This window comes from Micromonospora sp. NPDC047644 (genome assembly GCF_040704315.1).
Classification (GTDB): Bacteria; Actinomycetota; Actinomycetes; order Mycobacteriales; family Micromonosporaceae; genus Micromonospora.
In genome coordinates this window covers 208,886-227,103 of record NZ_JBEYSY010000013.1, presented here as the reverse complement: position 1 = coordinate 227,103, position 18,218 = coordinate 208,886, and the positions used below count along the sequence as shown (strand labels likewise).

The window sequence follows — 18,218 nt, the reverse complement described above, 5'->3', positions numbered from 1 at the left end:
CCGCCGCACGCCGGAGACCCGACCGCGGCGGTGCCGCCGCGGTCGGGACAGGACGACCGGCTGGCTTCTACGGTGATCCGCGACGCACCGGCTCCGGTGCGCGAGGATGACCGGTGCGCGCCACGACGTCGGCGGGACGGGAGAGCAGCAGATGAGCGATCAGGCGCCCTCGGCGCGGCCGGTGCGGATCCTGCTCGCCGACGACCAGCCGCTGCTGCGGACCGGGTTCCGGATGGTGCTGGGCGCCGAGAGCGACCTGGACGTGGTGGCCGAGGCCGGTGACGGCGTGGAGGCGGTGGAGTTGTCCCGCCGGCTGCTGCCCGACGTCGTGCTGATGGACATCCGGATGCCCCGGATGGACGGGGTGGCGGCGACCCGGGCCATCGTCGACGCCCGGCTGCCGGTGCGGGTGCTGGTGCTCACCACCTTCGACCTGGACGAGTACGTGGTGGGCGCGTTGCGGGCCGGCGCCAGCGGGTTCCTGGCCAAGGACGTGCCGGCCGAGGATCTGATCGCGGCGATCCGCACTGTCGCCGGCGGGGACGCGGTGGTGTCACCGCGGATCCTGCGGCGGCTGCTGGACCGCTTCGCCGAACTGCTGCCCGACCCGGCGGCGACGCCTGCGGCGGCGCTCAACGCGCTCACCGACCGGGAGCGCGAGGTGCTCGTGCAGGTCGCCCGAGGGTTGTCCAACGGCGAGATCGCGACGGTCCTGTCGGTGAGCGAGACCACCATCAAGACGCACGTCGGGCATGTGCTGACCAAGCTGCGGCTGCGCGACCGGGTGCAGGCGGTGGTGCTGGCGTACGAGTCGGGGCTGGTCCGTCCCCGGGCGTAGTCGCGTCGGCTGAGGTACCTCACCCGGCGTACTCGAAGATCCCTCCTTGGGGGGACGGCTGGCGTTGCGGTCCTCACCTACCGTGACCGGAGACGGCTCGGTTCGGTTGACCTTGCTGTGGCGTCAGGTGCAGGTGTCGGTGCTGCCGCCGCTGTGTGAAAAAACGGTCGACCGGCCGTCGACTCAGGGGCAACCCTGATGCGATATGGGGGTGCACCCGCAGCGGGAAATCCGCCCTGGGTCCCCCCAGGGTCGGACGGGGCGGGCGTATTCGGCACCGATGATGGAACAGTCGCGCCGGACCATCGGGGGGCGGCGTGCATTTTCGGACAGACGGAAGAGGTAGATGACGTGACCGCGACGGTAGGCCAGCAGGCGCAGGCCGCGGCCCGGGCGAACGACGTGTGGAAGGTGTACGGCAGCGGCGAGGCTCAGGTCATCGCGCTGCGGGGGGTCAGCGCGGAGTTCGAACGTGGCCGCTTCACCGCGATCATGGGCCCGTCGGGTTCCGGTAAGTCGACGCTGATGCACTGCCTCGCCGGTCTGGACTCGGTGACCCGGGGGACGGTGTCGATCGGTGAGACGACCGTCACCGGGCTGGGCGACGCGGGGCTGACGAAGCTGCGGCGCGACAAGGTGGGCTTCATCTTCCAGCAGTTCAACCTGCTGCCGACGCTGACCGCCAAGGAGAACATCCTGCTGCCGCTGTCGATCGCCGGGCGCAAGCCGGACCCGGCCTGGTACGACACGGTGATCGACACGGTGGGCCTGAAGAACCGGCTGGACCACCGGCCGGCGCAGCTCTCCGGTGGGCAGCAGCAGCGGGTGGCGTGCGCGCGGGCGCTGGTCTCCCGTCCTGAGGTGATCTTCGCGGACGAGCCGACGGGCAACCTGGACTCGCGCTCCGGCGCGGAGGTGCTCAACTTCCTGCGGAGCTCGGTCCGGGAGCACGGTCAGACCATCGTGATGGTCACCCACGACCCGACGGCCGCCGCGTACGCCGATCGGGTGGTCTTCCTCGCCGACGGTGAGATCGTCTCGGAGCTGATCGAGCCGACCGCCGAGACGGTGCTGGACACCATGAAGAAGCTGGACACTCCGGCCGAGGTGGGCAACTGATGTTCCGCGCGACGCTGAAGAGTCTGCTGGCCCGGAAGGTCCGGCTGATCCTGTCCGGCCTGGCGGTGGTGCTCGGGGTGATGTTCGTCTCCGGCGCGTTCGTGCTCACCGACACGCTGGGCCGCTCCTTCGACTCGGTCTTCGCCGACGGTTTCTCCGAGATCGACGTGAACGTCGCGGCGAAGCCGAAGGTCGAGCTCAGCGAGCTGGAGGGCGAGCAGACCGCCGCTCCGCTGCCGGCCGCCCTGGTGGACCGGGTGAAGCAGGTGCCGGGGGCGGCCTCGGCGACCGGTGTGGTCAACGCCGACGGCGCCCGAGTGATCGGCAGCAACGGCAAGGTCGTCACCTCGTTCGGCCCGCCGCAGTTGGGCGAGAACTGGATCGGCGAGAGCGACCTGCTGCAACTGCGTGAGGGGCGCGCGCCGCAGGCCGAGGACGAGATCGTCATCAACAAGGGTCTGGCCACCGCGGCGAAGCTTCAGGTCGGCCAGAAGGTCGGTGTGCTGACCGCGTTCGAGTCGAAGAAGCGGGATTTCACCCTGGTCGGCGTCTTCGGTTACAGCGGTGACCGGGACTCGATCGGCGGGGTCAACGAGGTCTTCTTCACCACGCCGGTGGCGCAGCGGCTGATGCTGGGCGAGCCGGACGTGTTCAGCAGCATCACCGTGACCGCCGCCGACGGGGTCTCCGACGAGAAGCTTCGCGACGACGTGGCCCGCACCCTCGGCGCGGACTTCGAGGTGAAGACGGGCGAGCAGGTCGCCGCGGACGCGGCGGCCAGCCTCAAGGAGGGCCTGTCGTTCTTCAACAAGATCCTGCTCGGATTCGCCGCGGTTGCCCTGCTGGTCGGCACCTTCCTGATCCTCAACACCTTCTCGATCATCGTGGCCCAGCGCACCCGTGAGTTGGCATTGATGCGCGCCATCGGGGCCAGCGGCCGGCAGATCATCGGGTCGGTGGTGCTGGAGGCCATCGCGGTCGGGTTGATCGCCTCGGTGCTCGGCCTGGCGGCCGGCATCGGCGTGGGCGCGTTGCTGGCGTACCTGTTCGGCAATCTGGCCGGTGGGCTCACCCTCGCCGGGATCGGCGTGCCGGCGGCGGCGGTGATCGGGTCGTTCGCTGTCGGGCTGGTCATCACGGTGGTGGCGGCGCTGCTGCCGGCGCTGCGGGCGTCGCGGATCCCGCCGATCGCCGCGATGCAGGACGTGGCCACCCCGGACCGGCCGTTGACCAAGGTCACGGTGGCCGGGTCGCTGGTCACCGGCATCGGCGCGGTGCTGCTGTTCCTCGGGCTCAGCGGCAACGCCGGTGGGCAGACGCTGTCCACCATCCTCGGTGGGGTGCTGTTCGCGTTCATCGGCGTGGCGCTGCTGACCCCGCTGATCAGCCGGCCGGTGGTGGCTCTGCTCGGTGGGATCTTCTCCTGGTCGCTGCCGGGCAAGCTGGGTCGGCTCAACTCGGGGCGCAACCCGCGCCGGACCGCGATCACCGCGGCCGCGCTGATGGTCGGCATCGCGCTGGTCACCGGCGTCACGGTGATCCTCGACTCGGCCAAGGGCAGCATCAGCGCCCTGGCCCAGGACAGCGTCAAGGCCGAGCTGGTGATTGCCGGGGCGCAGGGCGGGCCGCGCCCGCCGAGCTTCGACCCGGCCGTCCTGGACCAGGCCAAGACCCTGCCCGGCGTGCGGATGGTCGACGGCGAGTACGGCGACATGAGCCAGATCGACGGCAAGGTCACCTGGGTCGGGGCGAGCAGCGACATCTCGTCGCTGCGGCAGATCTTCAGTGCCAAGCCCGTCGCGGGTGACATCGACCGGCTCGGGCCGACCCAGATGCTGGCCAGTTCGGACACCGCCAACTCGCGTGGCTGGTCGGTGGGCTCGACGGTGAACGTGCAGTTGACCCGCGGCGAGACGCGGACGTACACGATCAGTGGCATCTACGAGTCCGGGCAGCTGTTGAACCCGGTGATGCTGCCGGTGACGGCGGCGAAGGACTTCGCGATCCCGCAGCCCTTCCAGGGGTTCATCCAGTTGGCCCCGGGTGCGCGGGTGAACGACGTGCTGCCGCAGGTGGAGACGCTGCTCGCGGACAGCCCCGAGGTGTCGGTGGCCGACCGGGACGCGTTCATCAAGCAGCAGACCGGTCAGCTCGACGGGCTGCTCACGATGATCCAGATCCTGTTGGCGCTGGCCATCGTCATCGCTGTGCTGGGCATCATCAACACCCTGGCGCTGTCGATCCTGGAACGGACCCGCGAGCTGGGGCTGCTACGGGCGATCGGGCTGCGCCGGTCGCAGACCATGGCCATGATCACCGTGGAGGCGGTGGTGATCTCCGTCTTCGGCGCGTTGCTGGGCGTGGCGGTCGGTACCGGCCTCGGTGCCGCGGTGGTCGAGGCCCTCAAGGACGAGGGCATCACCGACCTGATCCTGCCGTGGGGCCAGATGGGTGTCTTCCTCGGTCTCGCCGCGATCATCGGTGTGGTGGCGGCGGTGCTCCCGGCCATCCGGGCGGCCCGGATCAACGTCCTGGGCGCCATCGCCCACGACTGACGCCGCGACGCGCGACAGGGGCCCCCGTCGACGGGGGCCCCTGTCGCGTCCGTCAGGCCGCGGCCCGGTCGGTCAGCAGCGCCGCGAGCAGCGCCAGGTCCACGCCGGTCAGGCTCTCCACCTGGCGTACGCCGACGGTGCTCGGCAACGCCACCTCCGCCGGTACGGCCAGCACGGCCGCGCCCGAGGCGAGTGCACTGGCCACCCCGGTCGGCGAGTCCTCGATCGCCACGCACCGCTCGATCGGCACACTCAGCAGCCGGGCTGCGGTCAGGTACGGCTCGGGGTGCGGCTTGGCCGCCACCACCTCGTCGCCGGCGACGACCGTGTCGAAGTTGTCCCGACCGAGGGTGTCCAGGGCGATCTCGACGAGCGCCCGGGGGCTGGAGGTGACCAGCGCGGTGGGGATGCCCGCCGCGCGGACCGCGCGTAGCAGCTCGAACGCGCCGGGCCGCCAGGGCAGACCACCGCGGAACAGCTCCAGGATCCGGGCGTTGATCCACGCAGCGCTGATCTCCGGATCCCGTTCGGGCTGCCCCAGGTCGTCGTGCAGGATGCGCATCGACTCGGCCATGGCGGTACCGATGATCGACTGGCGGGCGTCGACGGAGAGTTCCCCGCCGTACTCCTTCGCGAGTTCCTGCAACGCGACGTCCCACAGCTTCTCGCTGTCGACCAACGTGCCGTCCATGTCGAAGAGCACAGCGGCGGGGTGATGGCTGCTCAGCGGAACCTCCAGGGTCGTGACCGACACCGGCGATCCTGCCAGCAGCCGCAGGGCACGGTGGCGGCAACGGGCGTCAGGGTGATCCGGGCAACCCCGTTCAGCCCAGGTCGCACTCCTTCAGGGAACCCTCGTAACCCCGGAAGAAGTTGTCGGTGCGCTGCTCGGCGGTGCCGTGCGCCCCTTCCGCGAACCACGGCTGGTCCGGGTCGTCGCCGACCGCCGCCACCCCCTCCCGGAACTCGTCCAGGTCGCCCTCGGCGAGGGTCAGGACCCCCGAGCGCACCGAGTCGCCGAGGTACGCCCCGGCCATGCAGTCGGCCTGCAACTCCTGCTGGATGGTAAAGCTGTAGTTGATGCCGAGGCGCACCTGGATGGCGTGCGCGTACTCGTGCCCGAGCAGGTAGAACACGAACGCGTCGCCGACCTGGCGGAACGCCGCCACCGACCAGGCGACGTCGTACGCGATGAAGTCGCCCTGCGAGCAGTAGACGGCGTTGTTGCGGGGCAACGCCTGGCCGCCGCAGGACACCTCGCCGTCGCGTTGGTACGGGATGATCCGCCGGACCGGCCGGAAACCCTGCCCGGACTCCTTGAACTGGGCCGCCCAATACCGCTCGGCGATCGCCTGCGCGTCGGCGACGTCCTGCTCGAACTCGGCCACGCTGGTGGTGCTGTCGGCCCGGGTGGTGCCCGGTTCCGGTGACGTCGCGGGCGGGTTCGCCCCGGGGCGTTCGGCCTCCGGCTCGGCCAGCCCACCGCCGGCGCAGGCGACGGAGAGCAGGGCGGCGATCAACAGACCCGCCACCGGGCCCCGCGCGTCGCGTCCGAACCGTGCCGCCACTGTGCCTCCCCAGACATCGGTGCTCGCGCTGCGATGTACCCCGACGATACGACCGCCACGCCCATCACCGGTTCTACGCAGGGTGGGGACGGACGGTTCACGCCGATCAGCCCGGTGCTGTTCGCGCCTGGCAGCGGCGGCGGGTCCGCGCGGCGCAGGGGCAGCGGGTCCTGCTCAGAGGGCGGTGCCGGGCCGGCACAATGCCAGCGGGCGGGCGTCTCCGTCCGGGGAGGGAGCTACGCGCCCGTGCTGCTGGTGTGGTCGTCGCTGTGGCCGCACCGACCGTTGGACCGGATCCGCTTCGACCTGACGGCCGGGCAGCCCGGCGGGGACTGCACGCTGCGCTGGACGCTCACCACCGACGGCGACCTACCAAGCGAGAGCACCCTCGGTCACCTACGCCACCGCCTCAACTACCTGATCAACGATCGGCTCCGCCGCTCCTACGGCCAGTAGGGCCCGCCCGCCCCGGTGATCATGAGGTTGGCGTCATCCCGCTCGGCGTGTCGTGACGCCAACTTCACGATCATTGATTCGGGTTGGGGTGGTGTGTCCGGAGGCGGGGGTTGGTTTCGACGTTTCGTCGGGTGCCGGGGTGGTGCCTTGCGGAGGAGGGGAAGAGACCGTGAAGTACATGATTTTGCTCTACGGGTCGCAGCAGGACTACGACGTGCTGTCGGGACGGGCTACGGACCGGCCGGCGATGTCGGCCGAACAGATCGCGGCGATGCACCAGCACATGGAGACCTTCCACCAGGCGCTGGCCGAGTCCGGGGAGTTGGTCGACGCCCGGGGCCTCAGCGAGCCGGTGCACGCCCGCCGGGTGCAGGTGCGCGAGGGGGCGCCCGTGGTCACCGATGGCCCGTACCCGGAGACGCAGGAGGTCCTCGCCGGTTACACCATCGTGGAGTGCGCCAGCTTCGACCGGGCCACCGAGATCGCTGCCGGGCTGGTCGACCCGGACGCCCCCGGTGGGTACGTGGACGTGCGGCCGGTGCTCGACGGTGTCGAGGACCTGGCCGGCTGACCCGGTGCCGGAGACTCCCGCCGAGGACCTGCTGCGCGAGCTGGCGCCGCAGGTCCTCGGCGCGCTGGTCCGTCGCTACGGGCACTTCGACACGGCCGAGGACGCGGTGCAGGAGGCGTTGATCGCCGCCGCGCACGGGTGGCCGCGCGACGGCGTACCGGAGAACCCGCGTGGCTGGCTGATCACCGTGGCGTCCCGTCGGCTGACCGACCTGCTGCGTCGCGAACAGGCCCGGATGCGACGGGAGGACACGGTGGCCCGGTGGGTGCTGCCGGAGCAGTGGAGCGCCCCGGCCGCCGACCGTCCGCGGGCGGACGCCGACGACACGCTCATCCTGCTGTTCCTGTGCTGCCACCCGGCGCTGTCGGCGGCGTCGCAGATCGCGCTCACCCTGCGGGCGGTCGGCGGGCTCAGCACCGCCGAGGTGGCGCGCGCCTTCCTGGTGCCGGAGGCGACGATGACCCGGCGGATCAGTCGGGGTAAGCAGCGGATCCGGGACAGCGGGCTGCGGTTCGCGCCGCCCACCGGCCCGGAACGCGCTGACCGGCTCGCCGCCGTGCTGCACGTGCTCTACCTGATCTTCACGGAGGGGTACGCCCGCACCGCCGGGCCCGGGTTGTTGCGCGCCGACCTGACCGCCGAGGCCATCCGGCTGACCCGGCTGGTGCGCCGGCTGGTGCCCGAGGACCCCGAGGTCACCGGGCTGCTCGCGTTGATGCTGCTCACCGATGCCCGCGCGCCGGCGCGGATCGGCCCGCACGGTGAGCTGGTGCCGATGGCCGAGCAGGACCGCTCCCGGTGGCGGGCGGACCAGATCGCCGAGGGGGTCGAGCTGATCACCGGGACGTTGCCGCGCGGGGTGGTCGGGGCGTACCAGCTCCAGGCGGCCATCGCGGCCGTGCACGACGAGGCGCCCAGCGCGGCGGCCACCGACTGGGCACAGATCACCGCGCTGTACGAGGTGCTCCTCGGAATGTCCGACAACCCGGTGGTGGCGCTCAACCACGCGGTGGCGGTGGCCATGAGCCGGGGCGCGCCGGCCGGCTTGGCGCTGCTCGCCGACCTGGCCGACGACCCCCGTCTCGCCGACGACCCTCGACTGCCGGCCGCTCGCGCCCACCTGTGGGAGCTGGAGGGTGAGCGGGTCGCCGCGCGGGAGGCGTACCGGATGGCGGCGGCGCGCTCGACGAACCTGGCGCAGCAGCGCTACCTGAACGCCCGCGCGGAGCGTCTCGCGGGCGACCCACCGCCCGCCGGCTGAGCCGCACGGGCCGTGCGGGTCACGGAACGGGCCGGCGCGGCCGTGCGGGTCACGGGCTGAGCCGGCCTACCGTGCGGGTCACGGGCTGGCGGCCAGGAAGACGAAGGCGGCCATCAGCACCAGGTGTACGCCGCCCTGCAACACGTTGGCCCGGCCGGGCACCACAGTGAGGACGGCGGTCACGGCGGTGAGCGCGAGCAGCGTGAGCTGAGTGCCGCCGAGGCCGAGCAGCAGCGGGCCGTCCAGCCAGATCGAGGCGATCGCGATGGCCGGGATGGTCAGGCCGATGCTGGCCATCGCGGAGCCGAGCGCGAGGTTCAGGCTGGTCTGCACGCGGTCTCGCCGGGCGGCGCGGGCGGCGGCCAGGGTCTCCGGCAGCAGCACCAGCAGAGCGATGATCACGCCGACGAACGCGTGCGGCAGATTCGCCGCCGCGACCCCGGCCTCGATGGTCGGCGAAACCGTCTTGGCGTCGCCGACCACCGCGACCAGCGCCACCAGCAGCAGGCCCAGGCTGACCATCGCCGCGCGGGTGGTGGGCGGCTTGGCGTGCTCCTCCGTCTCGATGACCTTGCCCCGGCTGTCGACCGGCAGGAAGTAGTCGCGGTGCCGGCCGGTCTGCACGAGCACGAACAGCCCGTACAGGGCCAGCGAAGCGACGGCGGCGAAGACGAGTTGGGCCGGGCTGAACTCCGGGCCGGGGCGGGCCGTGGTGAAGCTGGGGATGACCAGACTCAGGGTGGCCAGGGTGATCACGGTGGCCAGGGCCCCGCCGGTGCCCTCCGGGTTGAACACCGCGACGCGGCGGCGCAGCGCCCCGAGCAGCAGGGACAGACCCAGTATCCCGTTACAGGTGATCATGACGGCGGCGAAGACGGTGTCCCGGGCGAGTGACTGCGTCTTCTCCGGCCCGCTGATCATGAGCGTGACGATCAGGGCCACCTCGATCACGGTGACCGCGACGGCGAGCACGAGGGACCCGTACGGCTCTCCCACCCGGTGGGCGACCACCTCGGCGTGGTGCACCGCCGCGAGCACCGCGCCGCCCAGCAGCACCGCGACAACCACGATGACGGGCCCAGGCAGGCTCCTCCCCCAGGTGACCATCAATATCAGGACGGCGAGCACAGGTACGACGAACGTCCAGTCGGTCAGGCGGGAGCGAAGGAGGGCGGCCATGCCATACAGAGTGCCAGGTCAAGTGATCATGTGCCCACCATCGACGCGGCGACATGCGGCCGTCCGTGGCCTTCGCCACGCCCACGCGTAACTCATAGGTTACGCTTCTCAGGTGAACGAGGTGGCCACCGCGATCGCGGACCCGGTACGGCGGCACATCCTGACCCTGCTGCGCGACGAGCCGCTGTCCGCTGGTGACATCGCGCAGCGATTCGTGATCAGCCGACCCGCGATCAGCCGCCACCTGCGGCTGCTGCGCGAGAGCGGTCTGGTGCACGACGAGATGGTCGGCCGACAGAGGATCTACCGCCTCGATCCGCGCCCGCTCGCCCCGCTGGTCGACTGGCTCGCCGCGCTCGCCGCCACCGACCGGTGGGAGCGGCACCTCGACGCGTTGGAGACCGAGGTCTATCGCACCCGCCGAGAGCGCCGCAGCCGCGGCCCGGCGGAGCACCGAAGGGAGCACACGGCATGACCCGCACACCCGCCGGACGCCTGTTTCACACCGACGCCGGCCACGATCTCGTCCTCACCCGAACCTTCCGCGCTCCGGCAGCGGACGTCTGGGCCAGCCTGACCGAGCCCGAGCGTACGGCCCGCTGGTTCGGCCCGTGGGAGGGCGACGCCGGCCCCGGCCGGACCATCCGGGTCCAGATGGCGTACGAGGAGCAGCAGCCCTGGTGCGAGATGCGCATCGACGCGTGCGAACCGCGGCAGCGCCTCGCCGTGTCGATGGTCGACGACTACGGCAGCTGGCTGCTGGAGCTGTCACTGACCGAGACCGACGGCACCACCGAGCTGCGGTTCGTGCAGCACCTGACCAGCGTGGAGGGCATCGCCGAGGTGGGCGCCGGTTGGGAGTACTACCTGGACATGCTGGTCGCCTCCCGGGACGGTTCGCCCCGCCCCGAGTTCGACGACTACCACCCGGCGATGCAGCCCTACTACCAGGGGCTGGTCGCCGCGGCCGGCTAGCGGTCGAGAGCCCGCCGCAGCCTGGCGAACTCGGCGGTCAACGCCGGCAGCGGGAAGTGCGCGTTCAGACCGCTGGGGTTCGGCAGCACCCAGACCTGGGCCGGCCCCAGCCGGTCCGGTCGTGGGCCCAGCCCGGCCTTCGGTCGGGCGAAGGCGATGCGGTACGCGCTCACCCCGAGGATCGCCACCCAGCGCGGCCGGTAGCGCTCGGCCTTCACCGCCAGTCCGGTCACCCCGGCCACCAGCTCCTCCGGAGTCAGTTCGGCGGCGCGGGCGGTGGCCCGGTTGCTCAGGCTGGTGATGCCCAGGCCCTGCCGCAGCAGCTCGTCGCGTTCCCAGGAGCGCAGCTGGCGGTCGGTGAAGCCGGCCCCGTGCAGGGCCGGCCAGAATCGGCTGCCCCGGCGGGCGAACGGCTCCCCCACGGCGGCCGAGTAGAGGCCCGGATTGAAGCCGCAGAACAGCACACGCAGCCCGGGGCCGATGATGTCCGGCAGACCCCGGCCGGCCGCCGCCGCCACCTCCTGCGGGGTCGGCCGCCGCGCCGGCCCCGGTCTCTGCGCGTCCACCCCACCGATCCTGCCGTACGCCCCGGCGCCGGACCCGGCGCACGCTTTGACACCCTCAACGGATGCAGTCGACCGACCACCTCGCCGCCAGCCGTTACGCGCGAATGCGCTGGAACACCCCGCTCTCGCCGGAGCACGCCGCGTTGCTGCTGGAACGGCTCGACGTCCGGCCCGGAGCGCGCGTGCTCGACCTCGGCTGTGGTTGGGGTGAGCTGTTGCTGCGGGCGGTCGCCGCCGGTGGTGTCTCCGGCCCGGTCGCGACGCGCGGCGTCGGCGTCGACACCGACGAGGCCGGGCTCGCCCGAGGGCGGCGGCTGGCCGCGGGACGCTCGCTGAACCGGCACGTCGCCTTCGTGATGGGGGAAGCGGCGGCCTGGCAGGAGCCGGCCGACCGGGTTCTCTGCATCGGCTCGGCACACGCCTTCGGTGGCACCGGGGCCGCCCTCGACGCCCTCGACGCCGTGGTCCGGCCCGGTGGGCGGCTGCTGTTCGGCGACGCGTACTGGGAGCGGTCCCCCACGGCGGAGATCGCCGAGGTCTTCGGCCCGGAGGTCCCGACCCTGCCCGCTCTGGTCGAGGCCGCCCGCCAGCGGGGCTGGCGGTTGCTGCACCTGAGCACCGCCGATCAGCGGGAGTGGGACGACTTCGAGTCCACCTGGCTCGCCGGGCGGCAGGAGTGGCTGCTGGCGTACCCGGAGGATCCCCGTGCGGCCGAGGTCCGCGCGGAGCTCGACGACCGGTTGAGCCAGTACGTCGGTGGTTACCGGGGTGTCCTCGGCCTCGGCTACCTCGTCCTCGGCCGCTGACCGTCCGCGGTTGAGCCCGCTGGCTACGCTGCGCGGGGTGAGCGCCGGATCTCGTCTCGCCCTGCCGTGGCGGATCCTCGTCGTGGCCGGCGCCGCCGTGCTGGTGTGGCTGGTCCTGGGCGCTCTGCTCGGCCGGGACTACGACCGACTGACCCATGCGATCGGGGCGGTGCTCACCACCGCTGTCGTCGTACCCCTGGTGGTCGTCGCCCGTCGTGTCCTGGACCGTCGGCCGTGGGCCGGCCTCGGGCTGCCGTCGCTGCGCGCAGGCTGGCGGCGTCTGGTGTTCGGGATGGCCTGCTGGCTCGTCCCCGCCGCGGCGGGGTTCGCGCTCTGCCTCGGCCTCGGCTGGGTCGAGATCAGTGTCCGGACGTCCGTCGGGGACGCGCTGCGGGTGGCGGCGCTGCTGGTCGTTCTGGTTTTCCTCAAGGAAGCGTTGCCGGAGGAACTGGTCTTCCGTGGGTACCTGCAACACCACCTCGCCACCCGGCTGCCCGCCTGGCAGGCGGTCGCCGGGCAGGCGGTGCTGTTCACCGTCTTCGGGTTCCTCATCGGGGCGGCCAGATCCGTCGACCGGCTGGCGCTGTTCTTCGTCTTCGCGTTGCTCTTGGGCGCCTTCCGTGCCGCCACCGGCGACATCTGGGCCGGCATCGGCCTGCACGTCGCGTTCCAGACGGTCGCTCAGCTGTTCGGCGACGTCGGGGCGGTCTTCGACGTGGTCGGCGCGAACGTCCTGGGCGTGGTGGCAATGGGGGCCATTCCGTTCTCGGTCAGCTGGATCGTCCTGCGACACCGCTACCGCGGCCACCTGTTCGGGAACGCCCTCGCACCGGAGCCGGAGCGCCGGAGCGGCTGAAGCCTGGGCATTCGGCCACCGCGGTCGGCAACCGCGCCCTCGACCGGCAGGACGGGCCGACGGTGCTGGTGGGCCACTCCTGGGCCGGCACGATCATCAGGAGGCCGGCAATCATCCGACGGTTACCGCCCTGGTGTCCGTGGCGGCTCGTGCGCCGTCGCGATCAGTCCAGGCGACCAGTTCGACGTGACGTGGGCCCGGCGCGGGCGCACCCGGTGGGGTTGACGGGGCGCATACATCGGAGGTTTACTGCGTCAGCGATACCAATCGATGAATTTTGACCGTCCACTGTGGTTCGGCGAGGTCATCGACTGTTTCACCCCACCACTCCTCCATCACCCCACCACCCCGCAGCACCTCAGCCGAGCATCGGCGGCCCGGCTCCCGCACCACCGCCACCATGGCCCCTGGCCTGCCCATGCGCACCGGCCCGAGGTCGACGCTCAGCAGAGGAGCAACACCATGCGTTCCCGTCCCCGCCTGTTGGCACTCGTCACCGGCCTGGCAGTCATGCTGGCCAGTCTGGTCGCCCTGCCGACACCCGCCTCGGCGGCACCACTGACCAAGGTCCTGGTGTTCAGCAAGACCGCCGGCTTCCGGCACTCGTCGATCCCCAACGGCATCGCCGCGATCCAGCAGCTCGGCTCGGCCAACGGCTTCACCGTGACCTCGACCGAGGACGCCGGCCAGTTCACCACCTCCAACCTGGCCCAGTACCAGGCGGTGGTGTTCATGTCGACGACCGGCGACGTCCTCAACGCCAGCCAGCAGACGGCCTTCGAGTCGTACATCGCCGCTGGTGGCGGCTACGTCGGCGTGCACGCCGCCGCCGACACCGAGTACAGCTGGCCGTGGTACGGCCAGTTGGTCGGCGCGTACTTCGACTCGCACCCGGCGATCCAGAACGCGACCGTGCGGATCGAGGACAACACCAACCCGTCGACGGCGCACCTCGGGGCCACCTGGGTCCGCTCCGACGAGTGGTACAACTACCGCACCAACCCCCGGTCCACCGCGCGGGTCCTGGCCAACCTCGACGAGTCGTCCTACAGCGGCGGCAACATGAGCGGCGACCACCCGATCACCTGGTGCAAGGCGTACGGCGGCGGGCGGGCCTGGTACACCGGTCTCGGGCACACCGAGGCGTCGTACACCGACCCGAACTTCACCCGGATGCTGCTCGGCGGCCTCCAGGTCGCCGCGGGTTCGGTGACCGCCGACTGCTCGCCGCGCACGACCACCCCGCCGCCCACCGTCAGCGGCTCCACCCTGCGGGCCCGTGCCAACAACCAGTACGTCAGCGCGCCCAACTCCACCACGGCGTTGATCGCCAACAAGACCTCGGTGAACACGAGCGAGCGGTTCGACCTGGTCAACCTCGCCAACGGCAACGTGGCACTGCGGGCCAAGAGCAACTCGCAGTACGTCGCGGCGGAGAACTCCGGGTCGTCCGCGCTGATCGCCAACCGGGGCAGCGCCGGCTCCTGGGAGACGTTCCAGCTGGTCCGCAACTCCGACGGCACGGTGAGCCTGCGGGCCACGGTGAACAACCGGTACGTCTCCGCCGACAACGGGGGCGCCTCCCCGTTGATCGCCAACCGGACCTCCATCGGCCAGTGGGAGAAGTTCGACCTGGTCACCACCAGCTGACCTGCTCCCCACCGTTCTTCACCACCCCCACCTGGTCGTGGTGCGCCCCCGCGCGCCCGCACCCCCGGTCGTCGAGAAAGGACGATCATGCTCTCCTACCCCCGGCGCTGGTCCCGGGCCCTGGTCGCGGCGGTCACCACCGTCGCGAGCGTGGCCCTGGCCGTGGCCGCAGCCCCCACCGCCGCCCAGGCCGTGGTGATTCCCGCCAGCGACTATCAACAGGTCAAACTCGCCACCGGCTCGGCCGAGCTGGGTGAGGCCATGTCCCTGGCCGTCCTGCCCAACCGCTCGGTGCTGCACACCGCCCGCAACGGCGTGCTGCGGGTGACCGACGTGGCCGGCAACACCAAGACCTCCGGCACCCTGTCGGTCTACACCCACGACGAGGAGGGGTTGCAGGGCGTCGCCGTCGACCCCGGCTTCGCCACCAACCGGTGGATCTACCTGTACTACTCCCCCTCGTTGAGCACCCCGTCCGGGGACGCGCCGACCACCGGCTCGCAGTCGGACTGGGACCGGTGGAAGGGGCACCTGCGGCTGTCGCGGTTCACCCTCAACAGCGACGACACGCTCAACCTGGGCAGCGAGAAGATCGTTCTCCAGGTCGCCAACGACCGTGGCCAGTGCTGCCACGTCGGCGGCGACCTGGACTTCGACGCCGCCGGCAACCTGTACCTGACCACCGGCGACGACACCAACCCGTTCGAGTCGTCCGGCTACGCGCCGATCGACGAGCGGACCAACCGCAACCCGCAGTTCGACGCCCAGCGCACGGCGGGCAACACCAACGACCTGCGGGGCAAGCTGCTGCGAATCAAACCGCAGGCCGACGGTACGTACACCATCCCGTCGGGCAACCTGTTCGCACCCGGCACGGCCAACACCCGGCCGGAGATCTACGCGATGGGTCTGCGCAACCCGTTCCGGATGAGCGTCGACAAGGCCACCGGCGTCGTCTACCTCGGCGACTACGGCCCCGACGCCGGCTCCACGAACTCCAGTCGTGGCCCATCCGGTCAGGTCGAGTTCAACCGCATCGCCTCGCCCGGCAACTACGGTTGGCCGTACTGCACCGGCAGCAACACCAGCACCGAGACGTACAACGAATACACCTTCCCCTCCGGGCCGTCGCAGTCCAAGTACAACTGCTCGGGCGGGCCGACCAACAACTCGTTCCGCAACACCGGGCTCGGCACGCTGCCCGCGGCGAGGCCGGCATGGATCAAGTACGCCGGCGACTCCGGTTCACCGTCGGAGTTCGGCAGCGGCTCGGAGTCGCCGATGGGCGGGCCGGTCTACCGGTACGACGCGTCGCTGAACTCCAGCATCAAGTTCCCGCAGTCGCTCAACGGCCAGTTCTTCGCCGGTGAGTACGGCCGCCGCTGGATCAAGGCCATCGCGGTCAACTCCGACGGCTCCCGCGGGGAGATCTCCAACTTCCCGTGGTCCGGCACCCAGGTCATGGACATGGCCTTCGGACCGGACGGCGCACTGTACGTGCTGGACTACGGCACCGGCTCCAACAACCAGGCGTTGTTCCGGATCGAGTACATCGGCGGCGGCAACCGCAACCCGATCGCGGTCGCCTCGGCGAACCCGACCTCGGGGGCCAACCCACTGACCGTCAACTTCTCGTCGGCCGGCAGCTCGGACCCCGAGGGTGGGGCGCTGAGCTACCTGTGGACGTTCGGTGACGGCACCACGTCGACGGCGGCGAACCCGACGAAGACGTACACCACGAACGGCACCTACTCCCCCACGTTGAGGGTCACCGATCCGAATGGCTTGACCGGCACGGCGAGCCTGGTGATCACCGTGGGCAACACGGCCCCGACGGTGACGCTGACCTCGCCCGCCGACGGGCAGCTGTTCAGCTTCGGAGACACGGTGTCGTACCAGATCAGTGTGAGCGACCCGCAGGACGGCACGATCGACTGTTCCAAGGTGAGCCTGACGTACGCGCTGGGCCACGACAGCCACGCCCACCAGATCACCTCGAAGAACGGGTGCAGTGGCTCGATCACCGTGCCGACCGACGGCGAGCACGACTCGGCGGCGAACATCTACGGGGTCTTCGACGCCGCCTACACCGACAACGGCGGGCTGACCACGCACAGCATCAAGACGCTGCAACCCAAGCACCGTCAGGGTGAGCACTTCGGCGCTCAGTCCGGCGTCCAGGCCACCGACCACACCAACGCCGAGGGTGGCCGCACCGCCGGCTTCATCGAGAACAACGACTGGATCTCGTACCAGCCGTACAACCTGGCCAACGCCAACCGCATCACCGTGCGGGCGTCGTCGGCCGGCGCGGGCGGCACCATCGAGGTCCGGGCCGGGTCGGCCACCGGCTCCCTGCTGGGCACCGTCACGGTGCCGGTGACCGGCAACTGGGAGACGTTCGTCGAGGCGTCCGCCACGATCAGCAACCCGCCGAGCGCGTCCACGACGCTGTACCTGGTGTTCAAGGGCGGGTCCGGCTACCTGTTCGACGTCGACGCGTTCACCTTCGCCACCGGCACCGGTAGCACCACGCCGGTGAGCACGCTGCGGGCGCAGGTCAACAACCAGTACGTGTCGGCGGTCGGCACCACCGCGTTGATCGCCAACAAGGCCAGCGTCGGTGGCACGACCGAACAGTTCGACCGGGTGGACGCCGGCAACGGTGCCATCGCCCTGCGATCGCGCGCCAACGGGCTCTACGTCTCGGCCACGAACGCGGGTGCCGGGGCGTTGGTCGCCAACGCCAGCTCGATCGGATCGTGGGAGACGTTCCAGCTCATCACCAACTCGGATGGAACGGTGGGCCTGCGGGCCACTGTCAACAACCAGATCGTGTGCGCCGAGAACGCCGGGGCCGGATCCCTGATCGCCAACCGCAGCTCGGTCGGGGCCTGGGAGAAGTTCATCCTGACCACCGGCTGACCGCGGGTCAGCGCACGGTAGGGCCCGGCCTGGTGACCAACCAGGTCGGGCCCTACCGCGTGAAGTAGGCGGCGCTCTCCGCGTCCGCGGGATAGTAGGACTCGACCGCGATCTCCTCGATGGTGATGTCCGTCGGGGTGCCGAACGTGGTGATGGTCGAGAAGAGCCGCAGCTCCCGATCGCCCACCCGAAGGATCATCGGGAGCACCACGTCGGCGTGGACGCGATCGCTCGTCGGCTCCTCGGTCTGCGGGCCGAGCAGCTCCTCGTAGAGCGCGGCGAGCGCCGCGTCCGGAGCTGCGGCGAGCTGGCGTGAGATCCGGCTGCGGAACACCGCCCGCACGTCCGCCAGGTTGACGACCAGCGAGGCGAGCCCGCGCGGGTCCAGGCCGAGCCGGACCAGGTTCACCGGCGGTCGCAACAGGTCGGGGGCCACGTACGCGAAGAACGGGTCGACCGCGCGGTTGGTCATCACGATGTTCCACCGGCGGTCGAAGACGAGCGCCGGGTACGGCTCGTGTGCCCGCAGCACCCTGCGGACCGCGCCGAGAGCACCCGACAGGGCGGCGTCGTCGAGCGGGCGCTGCGCGTACCGGGGCGCGAAGCCGGCGGCCAGCAACAGGTGGTTGCGGTCACGCAGCGGCACGTGGAGCTGCTCGGCCAGCCGGAGGATCATGTCGGCGCTCGGCGTGGACCTGCCGGTCTCGACCAGGCTGACGTGCCGGGCCGAGACGTCGGCGGCGATCGCCAGGTCGAGTTGGCTGAGCCCTCGGCGCTTGCGCCACTGCCGCAGGAGTTCCCCGACCGCATACACGATCTTGACCCTACTCATCCTCGCCCGGGACGCCATGAAGTGCGATGTCATCGACAACCATCCGGGCCGGGGAAACACT

The 18,218-nt window shown here is 71.0% G+C and carries 17 protein-coding genes; 12 read left to right on the top strand and 5 right to left on the bottom strand.

What is annotated here, in order from left to right:
• The first annotated feature begins 151 nt into the window (after nt 1–151).
• From AB0877_RS22800 to AB0877_RS22790, 3 genes are all read left to right on the top strand, one after another.
• On the top strand, nt 152–838 hold the full coding sequence (locus AB0877_RS22800; protein ID WP_366611269.1) for a response regulator transcription factor: 687 nt from the start codon (nt 152–154) through the stop codon (nt 836–838).
• Nucleotides 839–1,189: 351 nt separating this feature from the next.
• The gene (locus AB0877_RS22795; RefSeq protein ID WP_366611268.1) at nt 1,190–1,957 is read left to right on the top strand and encodes an ABC transporter ATP-binding protein; all 768 of its coding nucleotides are present in this window, start codon (nt 1,190–1,192) and stop codon (nt 1,955–1,957) included.
• Nucleotides 1,957–4,512, top strand: a complete 2,556-nt coding sequence (locus AB0877_RS22790) for an FtsX-like permease family protein (protein ID WP_366611267.1) — start codon at nt 1,957–1,959, stop codon at nt 4,510–4,512. Before AB0877_RS22795 ends, AB0877_RS22790 begins: the two co-directional genes overlap by 1 nt.
• Nucleotides 4,513–4,564: 52 nt before the next feature.
• On the opposite strand, the gene AB0877_RS22785 is transcribed toward AB0877_RS22790, so the two are convergent.
• A complete protein-coding gene (locus AB0877_RS22785) occupies nt 4,565–5,215 on the bottom strand; it encodes an HAD family phosphatase (protein ID WP_366611329.1) in 651 nt (216 codons plus the stop codon).
• 121 nt (nt 5,216–5,336) lie between these two features.
• Nucleotides 5,337–6,080 (bottom strand): neutral zinc metallopeptidase, encoded by a 744-nt coding sequence (locus tag AB0877_RS22780; protein WP_366611265.1) that lies wholly within the window; start codon nt 6,078–6,080, stop codon nt 5,337–5,339.
• A 246-nt stretch (nt 6,081–6,326) separates the two neighbouring features.
• Between AB0877_RS22780 and AB0877_RS22775 the strand changes: the two genes are divergently transcribed.
• The 3 genes from AB0877_RS22775 (at nt 6,327) to AB0877_RS22765 (ending at nt 8,368) form a co-directional block, all read left to right on the top strand.
• Nucleotides 6,327–6,536 carry a hypothetical protein gene (locus tag AB0877_RS22775; RefSeq protein ID WP_366611264.1) on the top strand — a complete coding sequence of 70 codons (210 nt, stop codon included), beginning with the start codon at nt 6,327–6,329 and terminating at the stop codon, nt 6,534–6,536.
• Between the two features lie 178 nt (nt 6,537–6,714).
• Nucleotides 6,715–7,107: a YciI family protein gene (locus tag AB0877_RS22770; protein WP_366611328.1), complete on the top strand. Its 393-nt coding sequence runs from the start codon at nt 6,715–6,717 to the stop codon at nt 7,105–7,107.
• Between the two features lie 4 nt (nt 7,108–7,111).
• Nucleotides 7,112–8,368 (top strand): DUF6596 domain-containing protein, encoded by a 1,257-nt coding sequence (locus AB0877_RS22765; RefSeq protein ID WP_366611263.1) that lies wholly within the window; start codon nt 7,112–7,114, stop codon nt 8,366–8,368.
• A 78-nt stretch (nt 8,369–8,446) separates the two neighbouring features.
• Here the strand turns inward: AB0877_RS22765 and AB0877_RS22760 are convergent, their stop codons facing one another.
• Entirely contained in the window at nt 8,447–9,547 is a 1,101-nt protein-coding gene (locus tag AB0877_RS22760; RefSeq protein ID WP_112673580.1) for a calcium:proton antiporter, read from the bottom strand.
• A gap of 112 nt (nt 9,548–9,659) precedes the next feature.
• Between AB0877_RS22760 and AB0877_RS22755 the strand changes: the two genes are divergently transcribed.
• Both AB0877_RS22755 and AB0877_RS22750 read left to right on the top strand, forming a co-directional pair.
• Entirely contained in the window at nt 9,660–10,022 is a 363-nt protein-coding gene (locus tag AB0877_RS22755; RefSeq protein ID WP_357186605.1) for a metalloregulator ArsR/SmtB family transcription factor, read from the top strand.
• Entirely contained in the window at nt 10,019–10,522 is a 504-nt protein-coding gene (locus tag AB0877_RS22750) for an SRPBCC family protein (protein WP_366611261.1), read from the top strand. The genes AB0877_RS22755 and AB0877_RS22750 overlap by 4 nt, the downstream gene beginning before the upstream one ends.
• On the opposite strand, the gene mug is transcribed toward AB0877_RS22750, so the two are convergent.
• Nucleotides 10,519–11,088, bottom strand: a complete 570-nt coding sequence (mug, locus tag AB0877_RS22745; RefSeq protein ID WP_366611260.1) for a G/U mismatch-specific DNA glycosylase — start codon at nt 11,086–11,088, stop codon at nt 10,519–10,521. The two genes, AB0877_RS22750 and mug, sit on opposite strands and share 4 nt — an antisense overlap.
• 62 nt (nt 11,089–11,150) lie before the next feature.
• Here mug and AB0877_RS22740 point away from each other — a divergent pair, with 62 nt between their 5' ends.
• The 4 genes from AB0877_RS22740 (at nt 11,151) to AB0877_RS22725 (ending at nt 17,325) form a co-directional block, all read left to right on the top strand.
• Nucleotides 11,151–11,894, top strand: a complete 744-nt coding sequence (locus AB0877_RS22740; RefSeq protein WP_366611259.1) for a class I SAM-dependent methyltransferase — start codon at nt 11,151–11,153, stop codon at nt 11,892–11,894.
• Between the two features lie 37 nt (nt 11,895–11,931).
• Nucleotides 11,932–12,750: a type II CAAX endopeptidase family protein gene (locus tag AB0877_RS22735; protein ID WP_366611257.1), complete on the top strand. Its 819-nt coding sequence runs from the start codon at nt 11,932–11,934 to the stop codon at nt 12,748–12,750.
• Between the two features lie 462 nt (nt 12,751–13,212).
• Nucleotides 13,213–14,400 (top strand): ThuA domain-containing protein, encoded by a 1,188-nt coding sequence (locus tag AB0877_RS22730; protein WP_366611256.1) that lies wholly within the window; start codon nt 13,213–13,215, stop codon nt 14,398–14,400.
• A gap of 87 nt (nt 14,401–14,487) precedes the next feature.
• On the top strand, nt 14,488–17,325 hold the full coding sequence (locus AB0877_RS22725; protein ID WP_366611254.1) for a PQQ-dependent sugar dehydrogenase: 2,838 nt from the start codon (nt 14,488–14,490) through the stop codon (nt 17,323–17,325).
• A gap of 52 nt (nt 17,326–17,377) precedes the next feature.
• On the opposite strand, the gene AB0877_RS22720 is transcribed toward AB0877_RS22725, so the two are convergent.
• Nucleotides 17,378–18,157 (bottom strand): helix-turn-helix transcriptional regulator, encoded by a 780-nt coding sequence (locus AB0877_RS22720; RefSeq protein ID WP_366611252.1) that lies wholly within the window; start codon nt 18,155–18,157, stop codon nt 17,378–17,380.
• Between the last annotated feature and the right edge of the window lie 61 nt (nt 18,158–18,218).

Coding starts and splice junctions, on each gene's coding strand:
- AB0877_RS22740 (WP_366611259.1), top strand. CDS start 11,151: ATGCAGTCGACCGACCACCTCGCCGCCAGCCGTTACGCGCGAATGCGC.
- AB0877_RS22800 (WP_366611269.1), top strand. CDS start 152: ATGAGCGATCAGGCGCCCTCGGCGCGGCCGGTGCGGATCCTGCTCGCC.
- AB0877_RS22770 (WP_366611328.1), top strand. CDS start 6,715: ATGATTTTGCTCTACGGGTCGCAGCAGGACTACGACGTGCTGTCGGGA.
- AB0877_RS22720 (WP_366611252.1), bottom strand. CDS start 18,157: ATGAGTAGGGTCAAGATCGTGTATGCGGTCGGGGAACTCCTGCGGCAG.
- AB0877_RS22760 (WP_112673580.1), bottom strand. CDS start 9,547: ATGGCCGCCCTCCTTCGCTCCCGCCTGACCGACTGGACGTTCGTCGTA.
- AB0877_RS22730 (WP_366611256.1), top strand. CDS start 13,213: ATGCGTTCCCGTCCCCGCCTGTTGGCACTCGTCACCGGCCTGGCAGTC.
- AB0877_RS22750 (WP_366611261.1), top strand. CDS start 10,019: ATGACCCGCACACCCGCCGGACGCCTGTTTCACACCGACGCCGGCCAC.
- AB0877_RS22790 (WP_366611267.1), top strand. CDS start 1,957: ATGTTCCGCGCGACGCTGAAGAGTCTGCTGGCCCGGAAGGTCCGGCTG.
- AB0877_RS22725 (WP_366611254.1), top strand. CDS start 14,488: ATGCTCTCCTACCCCCGGCGCTGGTCCCGGGCCCTGGTCGCGGCGGTC.